We start from the raw sequence: 22,076 nt of genomic DNA on the forward strand, positions 1-22,076 counted from the left end.
GGCGGCCCAAGGCCGCCCTTCCTATCTAGCGCACCTGGACTCAGGCGGCGCTGAACAGCTTGTGCGGGTCGATGACGAATTTCTTCGGCACGCCGGCATCGAACTCGTGGTAGCCGTTCGGTGCCTGATCCAGGCTGATCACCTGCACACCGACGACTTCGGCGATGTTGATGCGGTCCCACATGATCGCCTGCATCAGCTGGCGGTTGTACTTCATCACCGGGGTCTGGCCGGTGTGGAAGCTGTGCGACTTGGCCCAGCCCAGGCCGAAGCGGATGCTCAGGGCACCCTTCTTCGCCGCGGCATCCACCGCGCCCGGATCGTCGGTGACGTACAGGCCCGGAATACCGATCTTGCCGGCCACGCGGACCACGCCCATCAGCGAGTTGAGCACGGTGGCCGGAGCCTCGTGCTGCACGCCTTCGTGACCATGGCCACGGGCCTCGAAGCCCACGGCGTCGATGGCGCAATCGACTTCCGGCTCACCCAGCAGGGCGGCGATCTGCTCGTGCAGCGGGGTGTCCTGGGACAGGTCGGCGATCTCGAAGCCCTGGGCCTTGGCATGCACCAGACGCACCGGGTTGACGTCACCGACGATGACCACGGCGGCGCCAAGCAGGCGTGCCGAGGCGGCAGCGGCCAGGCCGACCGGACCGGCACCGGCGATGTAGACGGTGCTGCCCGGGCCGACGCCGGCGGTTACCGCGCCGTGGTAGCCAGTCGGAAGGATGTCGGACAGGCAGGTCAGGTCGCGGATCTTCTCCATCGCCTTGTCGCGATTCGGCAGCTTGAGCAGGTTGAAGTCGGCGTACGGCACCATGGCGTACTCGGCCTGGCCACCGGTCCAGTCGCCCATGTCGACGTAGCCGTAGGCGCCGCCCGGACGGGCCGGGTTGACCGACAGGCAGACGCCGGTGTGCTGTTCCTTACAGCTGCGGCAACGGCCGCAGGCGACGTTGAATGGCACCGAGACCAGGTCGCCGATCTGCAGGTTCTCGACGTCGCGGCCCTTCTCGATCACCTCGCCGGTGATCTCGTGGCCCAGTACCAGGCCGGTTTGCGCCGTGGTACGACCGCGCACCATGTGCTGGTCGGAACCACAGATGTTGGTGGATACCACGCGCAGGATCACCGCGTGATCGATTTTCTTGCCGCGCGGATCCTGCATCTTCGGATAGTCAATTTTCTGTACCTCGACCTTGCCCGCGCCGAGATAGACGACACCACGATTACCAGACATGCGTTGTTCTCCATTGTTGTTGTGGACACAAAGGCGCAGCCAGCGGCCACGCGGCCTTGCATTTGGAGCGTTGTTCAGCTGCTGGAGAGACCGCCGACAGGCCGTGCGGTACTGCTCTCTCCACTGTGTTGCCCTGCCGCCGGGCCTACCCGGCGCCAGTATTCCTCAGGCGTTCAGCACCACGGTGCGGTTGGCGTTGACGAACACCCGCCGCTCGATGTGGTAGCCGATGGCCTTGGCCAGGGTCAGGCACTCGATGTCGCGGCCCTTGGCGATCAGGTCTTCCGGGTAGTGGGCGTGATCCACCGACTCGACGCCCTGGGCGATGATCGGCCCCTCGTCGAGGTCGTTGTTGATGTAGTGGGCGGTGGCCCCGACCATCTTCACGCCCTTCTGGTAGGCCTGATGGTAGGGCTTGGCGCCCTTGAAGCCGGGCAGCAGCGAGTGGTGGATATTGATCGCCCAGCCATCCAGCTTGCGGCACAGCTCCGGCGACAGCACCTGCATGTAGCGGGCGAGCACCACCAGTTCGGCGCCGCTGTCCTCGATCACCTGCCAGACCTTGCGCTCCTGCGCCGGCTTGTCATTGGGGTCGAGGGGGAAATAGTGGTAGGGAATGTCGTGCCAGCGCGCCAAGGGCTCGAGATCCGGGTGGTTGGACACCACGGCGACCACGTCCATGGCCAGGTGGCCGATGCGCTGACGATAGAGCAGGTCGTTGAGGCAGTGGTCGGCCTTGGAGACCATCAGCACCACCTTGGCCCGATAACCCGGCGGGGTCAGCTCGGTCTGCATGTCGAAGGGCGCCAGGCGCTCGTCGAGGCTGGCGCGGAAGTTCGTCTCGTCGAAGCCGGCCGGGGCGCGGAACTCGACGCGGATGAAGAAGCGTGCGGACAGCCGGTCGTCGAACGAATGGTGCTCGGTGACATAGCACTGCTGCTCGTAGAGCAGGCGGGTCACCGCGTCCACGGTGCCGAGCACGCTCGGGCAGTGGGCGGTGAGAATCCAGGTATCGGGGGCACGGCTCATGTTGATCCTTCCCTTCAATTGACCGGCAGGGGCGGCCACGGCCGCCCCGCTGGGAGGCTAGGCGCGGCTCAGGCCTTGATCGCCAGGCCGTACTCGGCGCTGGCATCCTGCAACCATAGCCAGATGTAGTCGGCGAAGCTGCGGCGCACCAGCAGCTCCCAGGTGTCCTCGGCGGTATGGCGGATCACCAGCTGGGACTTGGCGAAGACGGTGCCGACGGCCTTGCCCACCGGGAAGTTGCTCGGGTGCACGTCGTAGGAGCTGGACTTCATCAGCAGCTCGCGGACCTTCGGACCGCTCAGCTCGACGATGGTCTGGCCACCGCTGACGTTGACGATGGAGAAGTGTTGGCCCTCCAGGGCCGCGCGCAGCTTCTGCTCGGTGGCGAACTCCTCGCCGCTCGGCACGATCAGCAGCCACTCGTCCGGCGCCAGCCACTGCAGCGAGGTCTCGCCGCTGGCCACCAGGGTCAGGGCCACCGGCAGCTCCAGGCCGATGGCCTTGTGCACGGCGCCGGCGAAATTGCTGTCGCTGGCTTCGCCGCGCAGGATCAGGTGGCCGAGCAGTTTCTTCTCGCGCAGGGTCACCCCGGCGCTGCTCTTGCCCTTGCGTGCCAGCTCGTCGAGACCGGCGTGGAACAGCGGGGATTCGGCCTTGGCGGCATCGGGGCGCTGCTTGTAGACGTTGATCGCGGTCATGTTGTTAACCTGTCGCTAATGTCTGATTGACCAGGAGGGGCCGGCTCGCCGGCCCCTCGGGTTGGGTGCCGAAGGCTCAGATGTTCTGCCGCTCGCCTTTCGGGTCGTAGAACACCGGGCTGCAGATCTCCGCCTCGATCACGCTGCCATCGACCAGCGGCGCGTAGACCTTCTCGCCCATGCGCTTGAGGCCGCCCTTGACCAGGGCCATGGCGAAGGAATAACCCATCGCCGCGCTCATGTAGCTGGAGGTCACATGACCGACCATGGTCATCGGGATCGGCTGCTTCGCATCGAACACCAGTTGCGCACCCTCCGGCAGCACCTTGTTCGGGTCGACCGGCTTGAGGCCGACCAGCTGCTTGCGGTCTTCACGCAGGCAGTCCTCGCGGTTCATGCCGCGCCAGCCGATCCAGGAGAACGGCTTGGTGCGACCGACACACCAGCCCATGCCCAGGTCGTCCGGGGTGACCGAGCCGTCGGTGTCCTGACCGACGATGATGAAACCCTTCTCGGCGCGCAGCACGTGCATGGTCTCGGTGCCATAAGGCGTCAGGTTGTACTGCTTGCCCGCCTCGACGATCTGCTCGAGCACGCCCATGGCGTAGTCGGCCTGGACGTTGACCTCGTAGCTCAGCTCGCCGGTGAAGGAGATGCGGAACACCCGGGCCGGCACGCCGCCGACATTGCCTTCCTTCCAGGTCATGAACGGGAAGCCGTCCTTGTCCAGGTCGATGTCGGTCACTTCGGCCAGCAGCTTGCGGCTGTTGGGGCCGGACAGGGTCAGGGTGGCCCAGTGGTCGGTGACCGAGGTGAAGTACACCTTCAGCTCCGGCCATTCGGTCTGGTGGTAGATCTCCAGCCATTCCATGATGCGCGCCGCGCCACCGGTGGTGGTGGTCATCAGGAAGTGGTTGTCGGCCAGACAGGCGGTGACACCGTCGTCGGTGACCATGCCGTCTTCCTTGCACATCAGGCCGTAGCGGGCCTTGCCCACGTCCAGCTTGGTCCAGGCGTTGCTGTAGATGCGGTTGAGGAACTCGCGGGCATCCGGGCCCTGGATATCGATCTTGCCCAGGGTCGAGGCGTCGAGCAGACCGACGCTCTCGCGCACGGCCTTGCACTCGCGGGCCACGGCGGCGTGCAGGTCTTCACCATTCTTGGGGAAGTACCAGGGACGCTTCCACTGGCCGACGTCCTCGAACTCGGCGCCGTTCTTCAGGTGCCAGGCATGCAGCGCGGTGTAGCGCTTGGCGTCGAACAGCTCGCCACAGTTGCGCCCGGCCACGGCACCGAAGGTCACCGGGGTGTAGTTCGGGCGGAACATGGTGGTGCCCATCTCCGGAATGCTGATGCCCAGCGAACGGGCGGCGATGGCCAGACCGTTGATGTTGCCCAGCTTGCCCTGGTCGGTACCGAAGCCCAGCGCGGTGTAGCGCTTGACGTGCTCGACCGACTCGAAGCCCTCGCGGGTGGCCAGCTCGATGCCGGCCGCGGTGACGTCGTTCTGCAGGTCGACGAACTGCTTCGGCGCCCGTGCGGTGGATTTGTCGTGGGGCACCTGGAACAGCGCGACGGCCGGCTCCTCGGTGCGCTTCTCGACCTTCGGCAGGCTGCCGCTGACGGCCTTGAAGCCGGCTTCGGCGGCGGCCGAGGCGCCTGCCTCGAAACCGTCGGCCAGGGCGTCGCCGAGGGCGAACACACCGTTGACCGCGCCGGCGCACAGGCGCTTCTGGAAGCCCTCACCCGGAACGAAGGCGAGGATGTCTTCACGCCACACCGGACGACCACCGAGGTGCGAGGCCAGGTGCACCACCGGGCTGTAGCCGCCGGAGCTGACGATCAGGTCGCAGTCGAGCATCTCGCCCGGGCTGGTGACCTTGTGCTTGTTCAGGTCGATGGCGCAGATGCGCGCACCGGTCACCCGCTTGCTGCCGCGGGCTTCGACCACGGCGCTGCCGGTGAGGACCCGGACACCGCGCTTGCGCGCTTCCTCGACCCAGGTGCCGCGCGGGTTGCTGCGCGCATCGGCGACGGCGACCACCTGCTGGCCGGCGTCGAGCCAGTCCAGGACCACGCGGTAGGCGTAGTCGTTGTTGGTCGACAGCACCAGCTTGCGGCCCGGGGCGACGCCGTAGCGGCGCACATAGGTGGAGACCGCGTCGGCCAGCATGTTGCCCGGCACGTCGTTGTTGGCATACACCTGCGGGCGCTCGTGGGCGCCGGTGGCCAGGACCACGCGCTTGGCGCGCACGCGGTGCATGCGCTGACGCACCTGGCCCATCGGCGCGACTTCACCGAGGTGATCGGTGAGGCGCTGGTGGATGGTGAGGAAGTTGTGGTCGTGGTAGCCGTTGACCGTGGCGCGCGGCAGCAGGGTCACTTCCGGCATTTTTTCCAGTTCGGCGAGGGCCGCGGCGACCCACTCGGCGGCAGGCTTGCCATCCAGGGTCTCGCGGGTCGACAGCAGGCTGCCACCGAACTCTTCCTGTTCGTCGGCGAGGATCACCCGCGCGCCGCTGCGGCCGGCGGCCAAGGCGGCGGCCAGGCCGGCGGGGCCGGAGCCGACCACCAGCACGTCGCAGTGCTGGTTCATGTAGTCATAGCTGTCCGGGTCGTTTTCCCGCGGCGCACGACCGAGGCCGGCGGCCTTGCGGATGTACTTCTCGTAGGTCAGCCAGAGGTTCTGCGGGTACATGAAGGTCTTGTAGTAGAACCCGGGCGGCATCATCTTGCCGCCGACCTTGCCGAGGATACCCATCAGGTCGTTGTTGACGTTCGGCCAGCCGTTGGTGCTGGTCGCCACCAGGCCGCTGTACAGCGCCTGCTGGGTGGCGCGCACGTTGGGGATCTGCGCCGCTTCGGTGGAACCGATCTGCAGCACCGCGTTCGGCTCTTCGGCGCCGGCGGCGACGATGCCGCGCGGACGCGAGTACTTGAAGCTGCGGCCGACGATGTCGACGCCGTTGGCCAGAAGCGCGGCGGCCAGGGTGTCGCCGGCATAGCCCTGGTAGGTCTCGCCGTTGAACTTGAAGGTCAGGGGCTGGCTGCGATCGATGCGCCCGCCCTGGGAAAGACGATTGACCTGGCTCATGCGGTTACTCCTTGGCCGGCAGTCTTCTTCGCGGCAACGCTGGCCTCAGTGACACTGGGACGCTCGCCGATCTTGTAGGTTTCGAGGATTTCGTAGCTCACCGTGTGGCGAGTCACGTTGAAGAACTTACGGCAACCGGCGGCGTGCACCCACAGCTCGTGGTGGATGCCACGCGGGTTGTCGCGGAAGAACAGGTACTCGCCCCACTCCTCGTCGGTGCAGGCATTCGGGTCCAGCGGGCGGGCGATGTGCGCCTGGCCTTTGGCATGGAACTCCTCTTCGGAGCGCAGCTCGCCACAGTGAGGGCAGAAGATATGCAGCATGGTCGGTACCTCCAGAAAACATTCCTCCCTCTCCCGTCGGGAGAGGGGGCCAATATCAGTGCGCCACCCCGGCCGCGCCGTGTTCGTCGATCAGCGCGCCATTGTGGAAGCGCTCGATCGAGAAGGCCTTGGCCAGCGGGTGCATCTCGCCCTTGGCCAGGCTGGCGGCAAATACGTGGCCGGAACCCGGCGTGGCCTTGAAGCCACCAGTACCCCAACCGCAGTTGAAGAACAGGTTCTTCACCGGGGTCTTGGCGATGATCGGGCAAGCGTCCGGAGTGGTGTCGACGATGCCGCCCCACTGGCGGTTCATGCGCACCCGCGAGAGGATCGGGAACAGCTCGACGATGGCCTGCAGGGTGTGCTCGATGGTCGGGTAGGAACCGCGCTGACCGTAGCCGTTGTAGCCGTCGATGCCGGCGCCGATGACCAGGTCGCCCTTGTCCGACTGGCTGATGTAGCCGTGTACCGCGTTGGACATGATCACGCTGTCGATGATCGGCTTGATCGGCTCGGAGACCAGGGCCTGCAGCGGGTGCGACTCCAGCGGCAGGCGGAAGCCCGCCAGCTTGGCCATGTGCCCCGAGTTGCCCGCCGTCACGACGCCCACCCTCTTGCCGCCGATAAAACCACGGGTGGTCTCGACGCCGATGCACGCGCCGTTTTCCTTGCGGAAGCCGATCACTTCGGTCTGCTGGATCAGGTCGACGCCCAGGGCGTCGGCGGCGCGGGCATAGCCCCAGGCCACCGCATCGTGACGGGCGACGCCGCCACGACGCTGCAGGGAAGCGCCCATTACCGGGTAACGGGTGTTCTTGCTGCAATCCATGAAGGGGATCATGTCCTCGACCTGCTTGGCGTTGAGCACCTCGCCGTCGATGCCGTTGAGGCGGTTGGCGCTGACCCGGCGCTCGATGTCGCGCATGTCCTGCAGGGTGTGGCCGAGGTTGAACACGCCGCGCTGGGAGAACATGACGTTGTAGTTGAGGTCCTGGGACAGGCCTTCCCACAGCTTCATGGCGTGCTCGTAGAGCTGCGCCGACTCGTCCCACAGGTAGTTGGAACGCACGATGGTGGTGTTGCGCGCGGTGTTACCGCCGCCCAGCCAGCCCTTCTCGATGACCGCGACGTTCTTCACGCCGAACTCTTTGGCCAGGTAGTAGGCAGTCGCCAGGCCGTGGCCGCCACCGCCGACGATGATCACGTCGTAGACCGGCTTGGGCGTCGGGTTGCGCCACATGCGCTGCCAGTTCTCGTGGTGGCTGAAGGAATGCTTGAGCAGGCCGAAGCCGGAATAACGTTGCATGGGTATGCTCCTGAAATCTGTTCCCCCAAGCCTCGCCAGAGGCCTTGGGGGGTGAGGGAAACCTGGGGGACTCTGGCGTACCTAAAATCCGCCGTTTCCCTCATCCGCCCTGCGGGCACTGCTCCCGGAGGGAAAGGGAAAACTCAACGATAGACCGGGTAGTCCGCACACAGGCCAGCGGCCAGCTTAGCCACCTGGGCCTCGACGTCGGCGTCGCCGAGGTGGTCGAGCACGTCGCAGATCCAGCCGGCCAGGGCGATGCACTGGGGCTCCTTGAAGCCGCGGGTAGTCACGGCCGGGGTGCCGATGCGCAGGCCCGAGGTGACAAACGGCGACTGCGGGTCGTTCGGCACGGAGTTCTTGTTCACGGTGATGCCCACGCGGCCCAGGGCGGCGTCGGCGTCCTTGCCGGTCAGGCCCTGCTTGATCAGGCTGAGCAGGAACAGGTGGTTGTCGGTGCCGCCGGAGACCACGTCGAAGCCGCGCTCGATGAACACCTTGGCCATGGCCTGGGCGTTCTTGATCACCTGGGCCTGGTATTCCTTGAACTCAGGCTCCAGCGCTTCCTTGAAGCACACCGCCTTGGCGGCGATCACGTGCATCAGCGGGCCGCCCTGGGCGCCGGGGAAGACCGCGGCGTTGAGCTTCTTCTCGATCTCGGGGTTGGCCTTGGCCAGGATCAGGCCGCCACGCGGACCGCGCAGGGTCTTGTGGGTGGTGGTGGTGACCACGTCGGCGAACGGAATCGGGTTCGGGTACAGGCCGGCGGCAACCAGGCCGGCGACGTGGGCCATGTCGACGAACAGCAGCGCACCGACCTTGTCGGCGATGGCGCGGAAACGCGGGAAGTCCAGGGTCTTGGAGTAGGCGCTGAAGCCGGCGACGATCATCTTCGGCTTGTGCTCGACGGCCAGGCGCTCGACTTCGTCGTAGTCGATCAGCCCGGTGGCGGTGTCCAGGCCGTACTGCACGGCGTTGTACAGCTTGCCGGAGGAGCTGACCTTGGAACCGTGGGTCAGGTGACCGCCGTGGGCCAGGCTCATGCCCAGGATGGTGTCACCCGCGTTGAGCAGGGCCAGGTAGACGGCGGCGTTGGCCGAGGAGCCGGAGTGCGGCTGGACGTTGGCGAAGTCGGCGCCGAACAGCTGCTTGGCGCGGTCGATGGCCAGCTGCTCGACCACGTCGACGTGCTCGCAACCACCGTAGTAACGCTTGCCCGGGTAGCCTTCGGCGTACTTGTTGGTCAGGCCGCTGCCCTGAGCTTCCATGATGCGCTTGCTGGTGTAGTTCTCCGAGGCGATCAGCTCGATGTGATGCTCCTGACGGGCCTCTTCGGCGTTCATCGCCGCGAGCAGTTCGTCGTCATAGCCCTGGATTTGGTCTTGTTTGCTGAACATCGCTGATCTCCTGCGGCGCCACGCTGTAGCGCATCGGTGTGGAATCGGGAGGGGGTTGACCCTGTGCAGCGGATGGTATGACTCGCCCCGAACCCTCAGATGCCTATGCACGCCACAGGGGATTGCGTTTGCGACATGCTCCTGTCGGTCTTGCGCATGCAGCGTCCCAGAGGCGTTCCGGCAGCCCACCTGCGACAGTGCGTCGCAGGCTCTAGGCCAGGTGCTCGCGCAGCAACGCCAGGATCAGGAAGTGGACCGGATAGAAACCATAGGCCCAACGCCCCACCGGCGCCACCGACCACCGACCGGGGGCCCGCAACAGGCGAATTCCGACCAACGGGGCCAGGCCGCAGCTGAAAACGACCGCCAGGGCGAAGGCCTCGCCATGCAGCGCCTGGCCGTACAGCGGCTGCGAGTAGTTCGCCAGCAGGCACAGCGCCACCGGCCACGGCCAGGCTCGGCGCGGTTCGCGCAAGGCCAGGACGAACGCCGCCGGCAGCAGCGCGCCAGCGGCGCCGAACATCAGCCAGGGGTGACCCAGCACGGCCAGCACCAGCGCGCCCGCCGCCAAGCCGCGCGCGCCGCCCCGGGGCTGCTCCAGGGCGTGGGCGAGAATCAGACCCAGGGCCAGGGTCGGTAGGATATTCAGCACCTGCGGCGCCGGCACCAGCAGCCGATAGGGCCCCTCGGACAACAGCGCAAAGCCCAGCAGCAGGCCCAGGTAGCGCAGCGGCAGCGGCCGGCCCGGGGCTTGCCGGCGCAGGTTGGCGGCGATCGCCAGGCAGAACAGCGGAAAGGCCAGGCGCCCCGGCACATACAGCCAATATAGCTGCGGCCAGACGTAGCGCAGGTGATCGAGCAGCATGCTCAGTAGCGCCAACCACTTGATCAGGTCGAGGGCGGCATCGCGGGGGGCGGCGGACAGAACGCTGATCGGCGGCGGCATGGGCAGGCGGGAGCCAGAGGGGACTGCAACGACCTTAGCCCATGACCGCCGGCGACACCGAGGAGCATTCGCGGGCCAGGCTGTCGCCTGCTGCCGCCCGCCGCCGCGCGGGAGTAAAGTAGCGGCATACGCCGGCCCTCACCCCGGCGCCTCGATAAGAAGGAACTTGCAATGCCCGATTCATCCCAACAGTTCGCCAGCGACAACTACTCCGGCATCTGCCCGGAGGCCTGGGCCGCCATGGCCGAGGCCAACCATGGCCACGACCGCGCCTATGGCGACGACCAGTGGACCGCCCGCGCCGCCGACCATTTCCGCCGGCTGTTCGAAACCGACTGCGAGGTGTTCTTCGCCTTCAACGGCACCGCGGCCAACTCCCTGGCCCTGGCGGCCCTGTGCCAGAGCTACCACAGCGTGATCTGCTCGGAGACCGCCCACGTCGAGACCGACGAATGCGGCGCCCCGGAGTTCTTCTCCAACGGCTCCAAGCTGCTGCTGGCCAAGACCGAGAACGGCAAACTGACCCCCGCAGCCATCCGCGAAATCGCCCTCAAGCGCCAGGACATCCACTACCCCAAGCCGCGGGTGGTCAGCCTCACCCAGGCCACCGAGGTCGGCACCGCCTACCGCCCCGAGGAAATCCGCGCGATCAGCGAAACCTGCCGCGAACTGGGCCTGAAGCTGCACATGGACGGCGCGCGCTTCTCCAACGCCTGCGCCTTCCTCGACTGCTCGCCGGCCGAGCTGACCTGGAAGGCCGGGGTCGACGTGCTGTGCTTCGGCGGCACCAAGAACGGCATGGCCGTGGGCGAAGCCATCCTGTTCTTCAACAAGGAACTGGCCGAGGACTTCGACTACCGCTGCAAGCAGGCCGGCCAACTGGCCTCGAAGATGCGCTACCTGTCCGCGCCCTGGGTCGGCCTGCTGCAGAACGATGCCTGGCTGCACTACGCCAATCACGCCAACCGCTGCGCCCGCCTGCTCGCCGAACTGGTCAGCGACGTGCCGGGGGTCAGCCTGATGTTCCCGGTGGAGGCCAACGGGGTGTTCCTGCAGATCGCCGAAACGGCCCTGGAAACCCTGCGCGCCAAGGGCTGGCGCTTCTACACCTTCATCGGCGCCGGCGGCGCCCGCTTCATGTGCTCCTGGGACACCGACGAACAGCGGGTCCGCCTGCTGGCGGCGGACATCCGCAGCGCCATGGGCGCCTGACCCGGCACTGAATGCCCGTTACCCCCAGAAGCTGTGCATGGGCCTGTGGACAAGTTGTTCGCCACAGGCCCATGACCTAGTGCCACAAGGGCTGGCCGGCACTGAGCAATAAGCGACCAGCACGACGCCGGTACCATGAGGAAGCGACCACCAACCTTGACAGGCCGGCGCTCGCGACCTAGACCGAAGCAAGCATGGCAGGCACGTCGAAAGACGCCGCAAACGCACGCCCGCAGCTGCTCACCGCCTCCCCTGCCATCAGCGCCTGCGCGCCACTCGCCACCTGGCGGAACTCCCCCTCGAGTGGTGCACACCAGCGAAGGAGGGACAAGCACCATGAACGACTCCATCGACCTGCATCGCCGCCACCTGCTGCTCGGCAGCACCGGCGCGCTGGCGTCCGCCGGTCTGCTCAGCGTCACACCGCATGCCTGGGCGGCGCAGACGCCGCTGCCGGACTATGTCAGCTGGAAGACCCCCGAGGCCCTGATCGTGCACAGCGACAAGACCCTGGAAACCCGCCGCGAGGCCCAGGGCACCGGCCTGGTGACCTCCAACGAGCGGCTGTTCATCCGCAACAACCTGCCGCCGCCCGACCCGGCCATAGTCGCCGATCCCGACGCCTGGAGCGTGACCTTCCAGGGGGTGAACAATCCCCGTAGCATGACCCTGGGCCAACTCAAGCAGCTCGGCGTGGAGACCGTCGCCAGCGTGCTGCAATGCTCGGGCAATGGTCGCGCCTTCTTCCCCCATGGCGCCAGCGGCACCCAATGGTCGGTCGGCGCCGCCGGTTGCGTGCTGTGGACCGGCGTGCCCATGCGTCTGGTGATCAAGGCGCTGGGCGGTATCGCCGATGGCCGCCGCTACATGACCAGCACCGGCGGCGAGGCGCTGCCCGAAGGCCTGGACCTCAAGAGCGTGATGGTCGAGCGCTCGGTGCCACTGCGCGCCGTGGAGCAGGCCCTGCTGGCCTGGGAGCTGAATGGCGAGGCCCTGCCCCTCGCCCACGGCGGCCCGCTGCGCATGGTCCTGCCAGGCTTCTACGGGGTGAACAACGTCAAGTACGTCAAACAGGTGGCCTTCACCGCCGAGCAGAGCGATGCCAAGATCCAGGTCTCCGGCTATCGCATCCGCCCGATCGGCCAGGGCGGGGCGGCGGATCAGCCGTCGATGTGGGAAATGAACGTCAAGTCGTGGATCACGCGGCCGTTGCAACGGGTAGCGGCCGGACGGGTGATGATCCAGGGCGTCGCCTTCGGCGGCGCCAAGCCGCTGCTGCGCGTGGAAGTGTCGACCAACGGTGGCAACAACTGGCACATGGCGCGCTTTATCGGCCCGGACCTGGGCCCGCACGCCTGGCGGCCATTCCTGTTCATCGCCGACCTCGAGCCCGGCAGCTATAGCCTGGCCAGCCGGGCGATCGACTTCGAGGGCGACATGCAACCCCGCGAGCGTGTGGAAAACGAACGAGGCTATGGCAACAACTCCTGGCGCGACCATGCTGTCGACATCCAGGTGGTGTAGCCGCGCAACCCGCCACTTGGTCCCTGCCGTGCTGATCGGCCTGACAGCGACCCTCGCCCAGGCGGCCGATGCGGACGCCGCCCGCACCCTGTTCCAGCAACAGGCCCAGCCACCCTGCGCCCTCTGCCACAGCCTGCGCGCGGCTGGGGCCAGCGGCAACATCGGCCCCGACCTGGACCAGCTCAAGCCGAGCGCCGAGCAAGTGCAGGCGGCCCTGCGCGGCGGCCTCGGCGTGATGCCCAGCTACGCCGATTCCCTCAGCGACGAACAGATCGCCCTGCTGGCGAACTACGTGTCGCAGGTGGCCGGGCAATGACCCGGCGGCGCCACGGCCTGATGGCGCGCTGAGTGCGCCCGTGCACTTACCCACGATGTCGGTGGATCAAGCTGTGGATAAGCTGTTCGGCAACGGCTGCGCGGCGCGCCGCCTGCGGGGCTTCGCCATGCGATCACTTTATGAGCGATTTCAATAACTTAGTAATCCAGTAACCCACAGATGCTGTGCAGCAAACCCTTGGCAAGCTGTGGATAGATGGCTGCAAGGCCCACTCTGCGCCGGTTTCGCCTCGCTGTGCAGTTTCTAGCCAGACGCCTGCGAACGCTCGCCCCTTGCGCGCCTGCCGAACCATCACCGCGGTCGCACCGCCCTCGCCGGCCCGTTTTCCACAACGGCGGTGGATCAAACTGTGGACAAGCTGTACAGGCCGGGCTGCATCCCAGTGCCGACGAGGGCCTGTGCCGATCGATCAATTTTTCGGCAGTAGCGTAAAAGGATACGAGCATTTAGACGCAGAAACTGTGCGCGACGCCGTGCATAGCCTGTGAATAACTCTTCAAGAGCTACTATTCACAAGGCCTGCGCCAGACTGCTCAAGGATTGCGCAAGCCCTCGCTCTGCCGGCTTCTGGCCTTGCGAGGCGCCGGACACGGGACGCGCCTCGCGCCTTTACCCACAGAGCCGGTGGATGACTCTGTGCACAAGCTGTCCAGATGCTGTAGGGCGATGACCGCAGCCCAGGCCCTCTGCGGCCTGCCGATCTCAGCTCATATTTTGTTCAGCATCAATGAGTTAAGCGATGCTACCGGCGTCCGAGCACGGCCTTCGGCAGTGGCGCCTATACTCTTTGCGTGCGCTCGGCGAGCGCCCCAGGACAATCCCATGAATCCCCATGCAGCACTCTATCCACAGGCCCTGGAACGCCTGCAGCGGCTGATCGACGAGGCCGCCGCCCGCGGCGTGGAAGAGCCCCACAGCGCCGCCCTGGCCACCGCCGACCGTGCGGCCAGGCCTTCGGTGCGCACGGTCTACGTGGTTGCCGTGGAACCAGCCGGCCTGCTGTTCTTCGCCAACCGCGAGAGCGGCAAGGGTCAGCAGCTGCGGGACAACCCCCGGGCCGCCCTGTGTTTCTACTGGCCGGCGCTGCAGGAGCAGGTGCTGGTCGAGGGTGAGGCGGTGCTGCAAGGCGACGAAACCGCCGACCAGTACTGGCGTAAATGCTCGCGGATCATGCAGTTGGGCGCCTGGGCCTCGGAGCAGGGTCGCACGGCCGGCGAGCAGGGCAGGCTGCACAGACAGGCGCGCCAACTGGAACAGGCGACGGGATTCGAGGCGATCCCCCGGCAGGCCGACTGGTGCGCCTTTCGCGTGCAGCCCGAGCGCATCGAGTTCTGGCCCAGCGGCTGGCAGCGCCTGCGCGAGCGGCTGCGTTACCAGAAGGACGCCGACGGCCACTGGAGCCGCACCTCGCTGCACCCCTGAGCCGCCGCCGCGCCGCTGCCTATACTGCAGAAATCTGGCGGAGGGAGGCACATATGGCGAACTATCCGGTCGAGGCCATACGCACGGTCGCGCTGGTCGGCCATGCCGACTGCGGCAAGACCAGCCTGGTCGAGGCGCTGCTGCAGCACAGCGGTGCCCTCGCCAGCATGGGTACCCTGGAGCGCGGCGACACGGTCTGCGACTTCGACCCGCTGGAGCGCGAGTACCGCCACTCCCTGTCTTCGGCGCTGGCCCACTGCACCTATCAAGAGACCGAGATCAACCTGATCGACACGCCCGGCTATCCCGACTTCATCGGCCAGTCCATCGCCGCCCTGGCCGCGGTGGACACCGCCCTGGTGGTGGTCAACGCACAGGGCGGTATCGAGCTGAACACCCGGCGGATGATGGCCCTGGCCGGCGAACGGCGCCTGTGCCGGATGCTGGTGGTGAACAAGATCGATGCCGAGCGAGTCGACCTGCCCCTGCTGCTCGAGGAGCTGCGCGAGGCCTTCGGCAAGGAGGTGTTGCCGCTCAACCTGCCGGCCGCGGGCGCCAGCCGGGTAGTCGACTGCTTCTTCAATCCCGATGGCGAAGCCGACTTCTCCTCGGTGGCCGAGGCCCACCGGGCCCTGGTCGATCAGGTGGTGGAGCTCGACGAGGCGCTGATGGCGCGCTATTTGGAACAGGGCGAGATCAATCCCGAGAAATTACACGCGCCGTTCGAACAGGCCCTGCGCGAGGGTCACCTGATTCCCCTGTGCTTCGTCTCGGCGCGCAGCGGCGCCGGAGTCGGCGAACTGCTGGACATGCTCGTGCGCCTGGCGCCCAACCCGAGCGAGGGCAATCCCCCGCTGTTCTACAAGGGCGAGGGCGCGAGCGCCAAGCCCTTTCGCTCGCAGCCCGACCCGCAGCGCCATGTGCTGGCCCATGTGTTCAAGGTGGTGATGGACCCCTTCGTCGGCAAGCTGGGGATCTTCCGCGTGCATCAGGGCACCCTGCGCCGCGACATGCAGCTGTTCATCGGCGAAGCCAAGAAGCCGTTCAAGGTCGGCCACCTGCTGCGCCTGCAGGGCAAGCGCTACGATGAGGTGACCCAGTTGGTGCCCGGTGACTTCGGCGCGGTAAGCAAGGTCGATGAGCTGGAGTTCGATGCCGTGCTGCACGACTCCCACGACGAAGACAGCATCCACCTCAAGCCCCTGGCCTTCCCCGCCCCCATGCAGGGCCTGGCCATCGAGGCCAAGCGCCGCGGCGACGAGCAGCGCATCGCCGAGGTGCTGCACCGCCTGCTGGCCGAAGATCCGTGCGTCAGGCTCGACTACCAGGCCAGCACCCAGGAAACCGTGTTGCGCGGCATGGGCGAACTGCACCTGCGCTACCTGCTCGACCGCCTGGCCGGCACCTACAAGGTCGAGGTGCAGACCCGCCCGCCGCGGGTGCCCTACCGCGAGACCGTCACCCGGGCGGCCGACGGCCATAGCCGGCACAAAAAGCAGACCGGCGGCGCCGGGCAATTCGGCGAGGTGTTTCTGCGCGTCGAGCCGCTGGCCCGCGGCGCCGGTTTCGAGTTCGTCGATGCGGTCAAGGGCGGGGTGATCCCCTCGCAGTTCATCCCGTCGGTGGAAAAGGGCGTGCGCTCGGTGCTGGAGGCCGGCCCGCTGACCGGCCACCCGGTCGAGGACCTCAAGGTCACGGTCTACGACGGCAAGAGCCACGCCGTCGACTCCAAGGACATCGCCTTCCAGGCTGCCGGACGCAAGGCCATGCTCGATGCCCTGCGCGGCGCAGGCTGCATCGCCCTCGAGCCGATCGCCAACATCGAGATCACCACCCCGGAGAGCAAGCTCGGCGACATCACCACCGACCTGGTCGGCCGCCGCGGCCAGGTGCTCGGCAGCGAGGCCGCAGCCCAGGGCCTGGCGCTGGTCCGGGGGCAGGTGCCGCTGGCGGAACTGGACGGCTACGGCGGACGCCTCAAGTCGATCACCGCCGGCCAAGGCGCCTACAGCCTGGAGCTGAGCCACTACAGCGCGGTGCCGGCGGAGGTGCAGCAGCGCCTGGTGGCCAGCCACAAGGCAACGGAGCAGGAAGACGAATAGCGCGCCCGGGCCGGCGGCGGCGTCACAGGCGCTTGAGCAGGGCCTCGGCAGCCGCCGCGGAAGACGCCGGGTTCTGCCCGGTGATCAGCAGGCCGTCCTCGGCCACATGGCTCTGCCAGTCGTCAGCCCTGGAGTAATGGCCCCCCTTCTCCTTGAGCATGTCCTCGAGCAGAAACGGCACCACCTCGCTCAGCTGTACGGCCTGTTCTTCGCTGTTGCTGAAGCCGGTGACCCGCTGCCCGCTGACCAGCGGCTTGCCGTCGCGGCCCTTGGTATGCCTGAACACCGCCGGGGCATGGCAGACCGCGGCAACCGGCTTGCCAGCGCCGTGAAACTGCTCGATCAGGGCGATCGAGGTGACATTCTCGGCCAGGTCCCAGAGCGGGCCATGACCGCCGGGATAGAACAGCGCATCGAAGTCCTGCATCTCGACGCAGTCGAGCACCCGGGTATTGGCCAACGCCTGCTGCGCCGCCGCATCCTGCTTGAAGCGCTCGGTCGCCGGCGTCCGCGCCTCCGCCGCATCGCTGTTCGGGTCCAGGGGCGGCTGACCGCCCTTGGGCGAGGCCAGGGTGATGCTGGCGCCGGCATCCTTGAACACGTAATAAGGCGCGGCGAATTCCTCCAGCCAGAAGCCGGTCTTCTTGCCGGTGTCGCCGAGCTGGTCGTGCGAGGTCAGGATCATCAGGATCTTCATGGGCATCTCCGGTGCAAGTGGCAAGCGCGGCTCGAGCGGGCGGACACCTCACAGGCGGGAGCCCCCAGGTTAGGGACAGGCAGATGACTCGATAATTCAAAAAGCGCTCATTGCCGAAATGGGACATCGGCCATCGCCCGCAAGGCTTTGCGCTGTCGCTTTTCAAATCGCCGCGGCGCCCGCTTGGCGGTGAGGCGCGCCGAGGGTATCTATCCCAGATTCCGGTGGATGACGCTGTGGATAAGCTGTGCAGCCCCGCCTCCAGGCAAAGCCCCTGAAGGGCTCCGGCCATCAGAGCATTTTCTGAACAATTTCATAAAGTTAGCCGCGGCAGTTAGCCACAGTATCTGTGGGCCGGGCTGTGGATAAACTGTGTTCATTCCGCGCCACGCCAGGCGGCCCTAGGGTCGCCGCCGGCTGTACGTTTTTCGTCCGGCGCGCGCCGCGCAGCCGCCGGGCGTCAGGCGACGCGCGTGTAGCGACTCTGCACCAGACCATTGGCGAAGGTGCGGGTGGCCATGTGGTGCCAGCGGATGTCATGCAACAGCGGCCCGAACAGCGGGATGCCGGTGCCAATGAGGATCGGCACCCGGGTCAGGATCAGCTGCTGAATCAGCCCGGCGCGCAGGAAGCCCTGGATGGTCTGCCCGCCGTCGATATACAGGTGCTTGGCGCCCCGCTCCGCCATGCGCTCGATCAGTTCCAGCGGGGGACAGGACATGACCTCGACGCTGGCGGCCAGGGGCGCGGGAATCTTTCGCGTGCGGCGACTGAGCACCACCACCGGGGTGTCGGCATAGGGCCATTCGTCGAAACGCTGTACCTGCTCGTAGGTGCAACGGCCCATGACCACCGCATCGACAGTGCTCATGAACTCTGCGTAACCATAATCCTCGGCACCCTCTGCAGCGCCCCCGTCCGGTAGCCAGTCGAGCGCGCCATCGGCCCGGGCGATGAAACCATCGAGGCTGGTCGCGATATACACGGACGTCTTCATCCTGCCTCCTCGCACCCGGCCCTGCCAGGCGCTCGATTTGCGGGATACTCCCTGGCGGCTGCGCCCGCCGCCAGTAACCAGCCCTAATCTAGCAGCCAGCCGGCGACGACAAGCAACGAACTGCCCAAGGGTACTGCGCAGGCCGATAAGCGGAAGCGCAAGGACCGGAGCACCCGGCAGCTCAACAGACCCTGGGGCGACGGTGAAATAGCGGAAAGCGGTGGCGGATCGGGGGGATGGGCGGGACGGTCTGGGCGGCTGTCGGAGTGAGGGGGGGCGCAGAAAGGAAGCGCCCTGCCGGCCCCGAACGGGTCCGGCAAGGCATCGGCTGCGGGTCTTAGAAGTCGATGACCACGTCGCCCTGAGGCACGCTGCAGCAGGACAGGATGAAGCCTTCGGCGACGTCCTCGTCGGTGATTCCGCCGTTGTGCTCCATGGTCACTTCGCCGGCGGTCTTCATCACCTTGCAGGTGCCGCAGATGCCCATGCCGCAGGCCTTGGGGATGTGCAGACCGAGCTTGGCGGCGGCCGCATGCACGGTCTCGCCCGGCTCGATGCGCACGCTCTTGCCGGTGCTGCTGAATTCCACCATCAGCTGCTCGGACAGCGGCACCGGCTCTGCCTCGGCGGCCTCGGCAGCCAGTTCCTTGACCTCCTCGCGGACGTCCGCCGGCGTGGCACCGAAGGATTCCTCGTGGTAGCGCGACATGTCGAAGCCGTTGGCCTCGAGCAGGCGCTTGACCGCATTCATGTACGGCGTCGGCCCGCAGCAGAAGATCTCCCGCTCCTGGAAGTCCGGGGCGATCAATTCCAGCATCTTCTGGTTGAGATAGCCGCGGTAGCCGGCCCAGGCCTCGCCCAGGCCATGCTTCTCGCAGATCACGTGCAGGCTGAAGTTGTTGATCCGCGCGGCCATGTGCTCCAGCTCGCGGTGGTAGATGATGTCCTTGGGCGTGCGCGCGCTGTGGACGAAGACCATGTCGACGTTGGCGTTGGTGTCGTAGAACCAGCGGGCCATGGACATCACCGGGGTGATGCCGACGCCGCCGCTGAGGTACAGCACCTTCTCGGCCGGGAAGTCGATGGCATTGAACAGCCCGACCGGACCGTGCACCGGCAACTCATCGCCTTCCTTGAGGTTGTCGTGCAGCCAGTTGGACACCTTGCCGCCGGGCACCCGCTTGATGGTGATCGAGAAGCTGTAGGGCACCGAGGGCGAGCTGGAAATGGTGTAGGAGCGCATGATCGGCTGGCCGTCGATCTCCAGCTCCAGGGTCACGAACTGCCCGGGCTTGAAGAAGAACAGCACCGGCTGTTCGGCCATAAAGCAGAAGGTGCGAACATCCCAGGTTTCCTGGATGACCTTGACGCAGCGCACCAGGTGGCGGCCGTTGCTCCAGGTCTGGGTCGTAACCGGATTGAGGAAGTCGTTCGTCGTCATGGACGTCTCTCCGCGCACGGCCGGACATCGGCCTAATATGCGGCGGATTGTGCGTAACGACCGCCGCCGCCACTTACCTGTCAGCGACATCCACATACTTATCGCGACCTGCCGCAGAACACGTGGTTTGCAGCGTCGGAAACGGATGCCGCCATGTCGCCCATGGATAAGGTTAGCTTAGCGCCGCCATCCAAACTCGATTCCAGCCGATGCAAATGGATAAGAGCGCACGCCCCCTTATATTTGCGCGCAGCAGAACGCCAGTCGGCAGGCGATAATTGAGGGGTGCCACGCCGCCTTGCGTAGCAACCGAAACAGCCACTTTTTCCGGCGCGAGCAGCGAGTGCTTCCGCCACTGAGGAGTTACCGATGGACGTCACTTCCACTCTGAGCCTGGGCGATCCACTAGAGCCTGCACGCAAGGCCACCGCCGAGATGCTGCACAACCGTGAGCGCACCTTCTCGCTGCCACAGCCGTTCTATAACGACGAGCGCCTGTTCAAGATCGACATGCAGGAGATCTTCCACAAGGAGTGGCTGATCGCCGGCATGACCTGCGAGGTTCCGGCCAAGGGCAACTACCTGACCCTGCAACTGGGCGACAACCCGATCATCGTGATCCGTGGCGCCGAAGGCGTCGTGCATGCCTTCCACAACGTCTGCCGCCACCGCGGCTCGCGCCTGTGCACCAGCGACAAAGGCAAGGTGGCCAAACTGGTCTGCCCGTACCACCAGTGGACCTACGAGATCGACGGCCGCCTGCTGTTCGCCGGTACCGAAATGGGCGCCGACTTCGACATGAAGCAGTACGGTCTCAAGCCGGTGCACTGCAAGACCGCCGGCGGCTTCATCTTCATTTCCCTGGCGGAGAACCCGCCGGCAATCGACGAGTTCCTCTCCGGTCTGGCCCACTACATGGAGCCCTACGACATGGAGAACGCCAAGGTCGCGGTGCAGAGCACCATGATGGAGAAGGCCAACTGGAAGCTGGTGCTGGAAAACAACCGCGAGTGCTACCACTGCAGCGGTTCGCACCCGGAACTGCTCAACAGCCTGCTGGAGTGGGACGACACCAACGACCCGCGTGCCGACCAGGCCTTCAAGGACCACGTGGCCGAGTCCGCCGCGAAGTGGGAAGCCGAGAAGATCCCTTACCTGCACGCCGGTTACGGCCTGCGCAACCGTATCGTGCGCATGCCGCTGCTCAAGGGCACCGTGTCCATGACCATGGACGGCAAGCAGGGCAGCAAGAAGCTGATGGGTCGCATCCAGAACCCGGACCTGGGCTCCATGCGCATCCTCCACCTGCCGCACTCGTGGAACCACTGCATGGGTGACCACATCATCAACTTCACCGTGTGGCCGGTCAGCGCCCAGGAGTCGATCGTCATCACCAAGTGGCTGGTGCACAAGGACGCCGTGGAAGGCGTCGACTACGACGTCGCGCGCCTGCGCCAGGTCTGGGACGCCACCAACGAGCAGGACCGTCGCCTGGGCGAAGAGAACCAGCGCGGGATCAACTCCACCGCCTACCAGCCGGGCCCCTACTCCAAGACCTACGAGTTCGGCGTGGTCAACTTCCTCGACTGGTACAGCGAGCGCATGCTGAACAACCTCGGCGCCGAACCGGCCCCCTACCTGAAGGGTGTCCCCGCCGAGTAACAGAGCTTCACCGGCGGGTTGGTCGCCCGCCGCGACAGGCTGCACACTGAGGCCCTGACGGGCACTTCCCAACCCTCCAAGCCCCGGCTTTGGAGGGTTTTTTTATGCCTCGCGGCCCTTCCCCCGGCCTCCCAGGCGCGTGGTTTCGGCTACCAGCCACCCAGGCCGGGCGTGTTACCCCCGATCCCGTGGGTAACAAAACCGGGTAGTAGCACCACAAAATCCTCTTCCCCGGGGTTGCCTGAAAAATCATGAAATCCGACAAGTCATTGATTTATAAGGGTAAAAAAATACTGGCACGGCAAATGCTTTATCTATGGCACAAAAACAATAAAGCAAAAAAGAAAACGTCTCGGCTCTGCGACAACAAAAACAACAGGACAGAAGAGTCGCAAACAGATTTTTTTGGAAAGGGTGCGCGTTTCGGGGTCAGCCCCGCGACCTAGGCGATAAGAATAAAACTACCTGAAGGTAGCACGCCGCTCCGGTCGGATCACTTGGTGACAAGACGCTGCCAGCATCCAAAAAAATACGTTTGCCCTTGATCCCTCGATGGGATCGGACAAGACGGTTTGGAACGAGAACAAGAACAACAGATCGTTCAACAAGAAAAACAAAGCACGCCGCAATAGTTTGAAGGGGAGCCTAG

Annotated in this window: 18 protein-coding genes; 7 read left to right on the forward strand and 11 right to left on the reverse strand. The window is 66.0% G+C overall.

Annotation, left to right across the window (positions count from 1 at the left end):
- Window positions 1–40: 40 nt before the first annotated feature.
- From fdhA to ACSX1D_RS19445, 8 genes are all read right to left on the reverse strand, one after another.
- Entirely contained in the window at window positions 41–1,240 is a 1,200-nt protein-coding gene (gene fdhA, locus ACSX1D_RS19410) for a formaldehyde dehydrogenase, glutathione-independent (RefSeq protein ID WP_439860020.1), read from the reverse strand.
- 165 nt (window positions 1,241–1,405) lie between these two features.
- Window positions 1,406–2,269: a formyltetrahydrofolate deformylase gene (gene purU / locus ACSX1D_RS19415; RefSeq protein ID WP_439860021.1), complete on the reverse strand. Its 864-nt coding sequence runs from the start codon at window positions 2,267–2,269 to the stop codon at window positions 1,406–1,408.
- Window positions 2,270–2,337: 68 nt separating this feature from the next.
- The gene (locus ACSX1D_RS19420) at window positions 2,338–2,967 is read right to left on the reverse strand and encodes a sarcosine oxidase subunit gamma (RefSeq protein ID WP_439860022.1); all 630 of its coding nucleotides are present in this window, start codon (window positions 2,965–2,967) and stop codon (window positions 2,338–2,340) included.
- 76 nt (window positions 2,968–3,043) lie between these two features.
- Entirely contained in the window at window positions 3,044–6,061 is a 3,018-nt protein-coding gene (locus ACSX1D_RS19425) for a sarcosine oxidase subunit alpha (RefSeq protein WP_439860023.1), read from the reverse strand.
- Entirely contained in the window at window positions 6,058–6,384 is a 327-nt protein-coding gene (locus ACSX1D_RS19430; protein WP_208707225.1) for a sarcosine oxidase subunit delta, read from the reverse strand. Before ACSX1D_RS19430 ends, ACSX1D_RS19425 begins: the two co-directional genes overlap by 4 nt.
- Window positions 6,385–6,439: 55 nt before the next feature.
- Window positions 6,440–7,690, reverse strand: a complete 1,251-nt coding sequence (locus ACSX1D_RS19435; protein WP_439860024.1) for a sarcosine oxidase subunit beta family protein — start codon at window positions 7,688–7,690, stop codon at window positions 6,440–6,442.
- Between the two features lie 143 nt (window positions 7,691–7,833).
- A complete protein-coding gene (glyA, locus tag ACSX1D_RS19440) occupies window positions 7,834–9,087 on the reverse strand; it encodes a serine hydroxymethyltransferase (protein WP_439860025.1) in 1,254 nt (417 codons plus the stop codon).
- Window positions 9,088–9,298: 211 nt separating this feature from the next.
- Complete coding sequence (locus ACSX1D_RS19445; protein WP_439860026.1) at window positions 9,299–10,033, reverse strand: TraX family protein; 735 nt, start codon at window positions 10,031–10,033, stop codon at window positions 9,299–9,301.
- Between the two features lie 171 nt (window positions 10,034–10,204).
- Between ACSX1D_RS19445 and ACSX1D_RS19450 the strand changes: the two genes are divergently transcribed.
- The 5 genes from ACSX1D_RS19450 (at window position 10,205) to fusA (ending at window position 16,630) form a co-directional block, all read left to right on the forward strand.
- The gene (locus ACSX1D_RS19450; protein WP_439860027.1) at window positions 10,205–11,245 is read left to right on the forward strand and encodes a threonine aldolase family protein; all 1,041 of its coding nucleotides are present in this window, start codon (window positions 10,205–10,207) and stop codon (window positions 11,243–11,245) included.
- A gap of 336 nt (window positions 11,246–11,581) precedes the next feature.
- Window positions 11,582–12,769 (forward strand): SorT family sulfite dehydrogenase catalytic subunit, encoded by a 1,188-nt coding sequence (sorT, locus tag ACSX1D_RS19455; protein ID WP_439860028.1) that lies wholly within the window; start codon window positions 11,582–11,584, stop codon window positions 12,767–12,769.
- Window positions 12,770–12,797: 28 nt separating this feature from the next.
- Entirely contained in the window at window positions 12,798–13,085 is a 288-nt protein-coding gene (gene sorU, locus ACSX1D_RS19460; RefSeq protein WP_439860029.1) for a SorU family sulfite dehydrogenase c-type cytochrome subunit, read from the forward strand.
- 843 nt (window positions 13,086–13,928) lie between these two features.
- Window positions 13,929–14,528 (forward strand): pyridoxine/pyridoxamine 5'-phosphate oxidase, encoded by a 600-nt coding sequence (locus ACSX1D_RS19465; protein ID WP_439860030.1) that lies wholly within the window; start codon window positions 13,929–13,931, stop codon window positions 14,526–14,528.
- A 53-nt stretch (window positions 14,529–14,581) separates the two neighbouring features.
- Window positions 14,582–16,630: an elongation factor G gene (gene fusA / locus ACSX1D_RS19470; RefSeq protein ID WP_439860031.1), complete on the forward strand. Its 2,049-nt coding sequence runs from the start codon at window positions 14,582–14,584 to the stop codon at window positions 16,628–16,630.
- Window positions 16,631–16,652: 22 nt separating this feature from the next.
- Here the strand turns inward: fusA and ACSX1D_RS19475 are convergent, their stop codons facing one another.
- The 3 genes from ACSX1D_RS19475 to gbcB form a co-directional block, all read right to left on the reverse strand.
- On the reverse strand, window positions 16,653–17,327 hold the full coding sequence (locus ACSX1D_RS19475) for a type 1 glutamine amidotransferase domain-containing protein (protein WP_439860032.1): 675 nt from the start codon (window positions 17,325–17,327) through the stop codon (window positions 16,653–16,655).
- A gap of 460 nt (window positions 17,328–17,787) precedes the next feature.
- Window positions 17,788–18,324, reverse strand: coding sequence for a dihydrofolate reductase family protein (locus ACSX1D_RS19480; protein ID WP_439860033.1), 537 nt, complete (start codon window positions 18,322–18,324; stop codon window positions 17,788–17,790).
- 337 nt (window positions 18,325–18,661) lie between these two features.
- The gene (gene gbcB / locus ACSX1D_RS19485) at window positions 18,662–19,765 is read right to left on the reverse strand and encodes a glycine-betaine demethylase subunit GbcB (protein WP_439860034.1); all 1,104 of its coding nucleotides are present in this window, start codon (window positions 19,763–19,765) and stop codon (window positions 18,662–18,664) included.
- A gap of 369 nt (window positions 19,766–20,134) precedes the next feature.
- Between gbcB and gbcA the strand changes: the two genes are divergently transcribed.
- The gene (gene gbcA, locus ACSX1D_RS19490; protein ID WP_439860035.1) at window positions 20,135–21,427 is read left to right on the forward strand and encodes a glycine-betaine demethylase subunit GbcA; all 1,293 of its coding nucleotides are present in this window, start codon (window positions 20,135–20,137) and stop codon (window positions 21,425–21,427) included.
- Window positions 21,428–21,678: 251 nt separating this feature from the next.
- Complete coding sequence (locus ACSX1D_RS19495) at window positions 21,679–21,873, forward strand: hypothetical protein (protein ID WP_439860036.1); 195 nt, start codon at window positions 21,679–21,681, stop codon at window positions 21,871–21,873.
- The last annotated feature ends 203 nt before the right edge of the window (window positions 21,874–22,076 follow it).

Source organism: Pseudomonas sp. MBLB4136 (assembly GCF_051904765.1).
In the GTDB taxonomy this organism is placed as follows: domain Bacteria; phylum Pseudomonadota; class Gammaproteobacteria; order Pseudomonadales; family Pseudomonadaceae; genus Aquipseudomonas.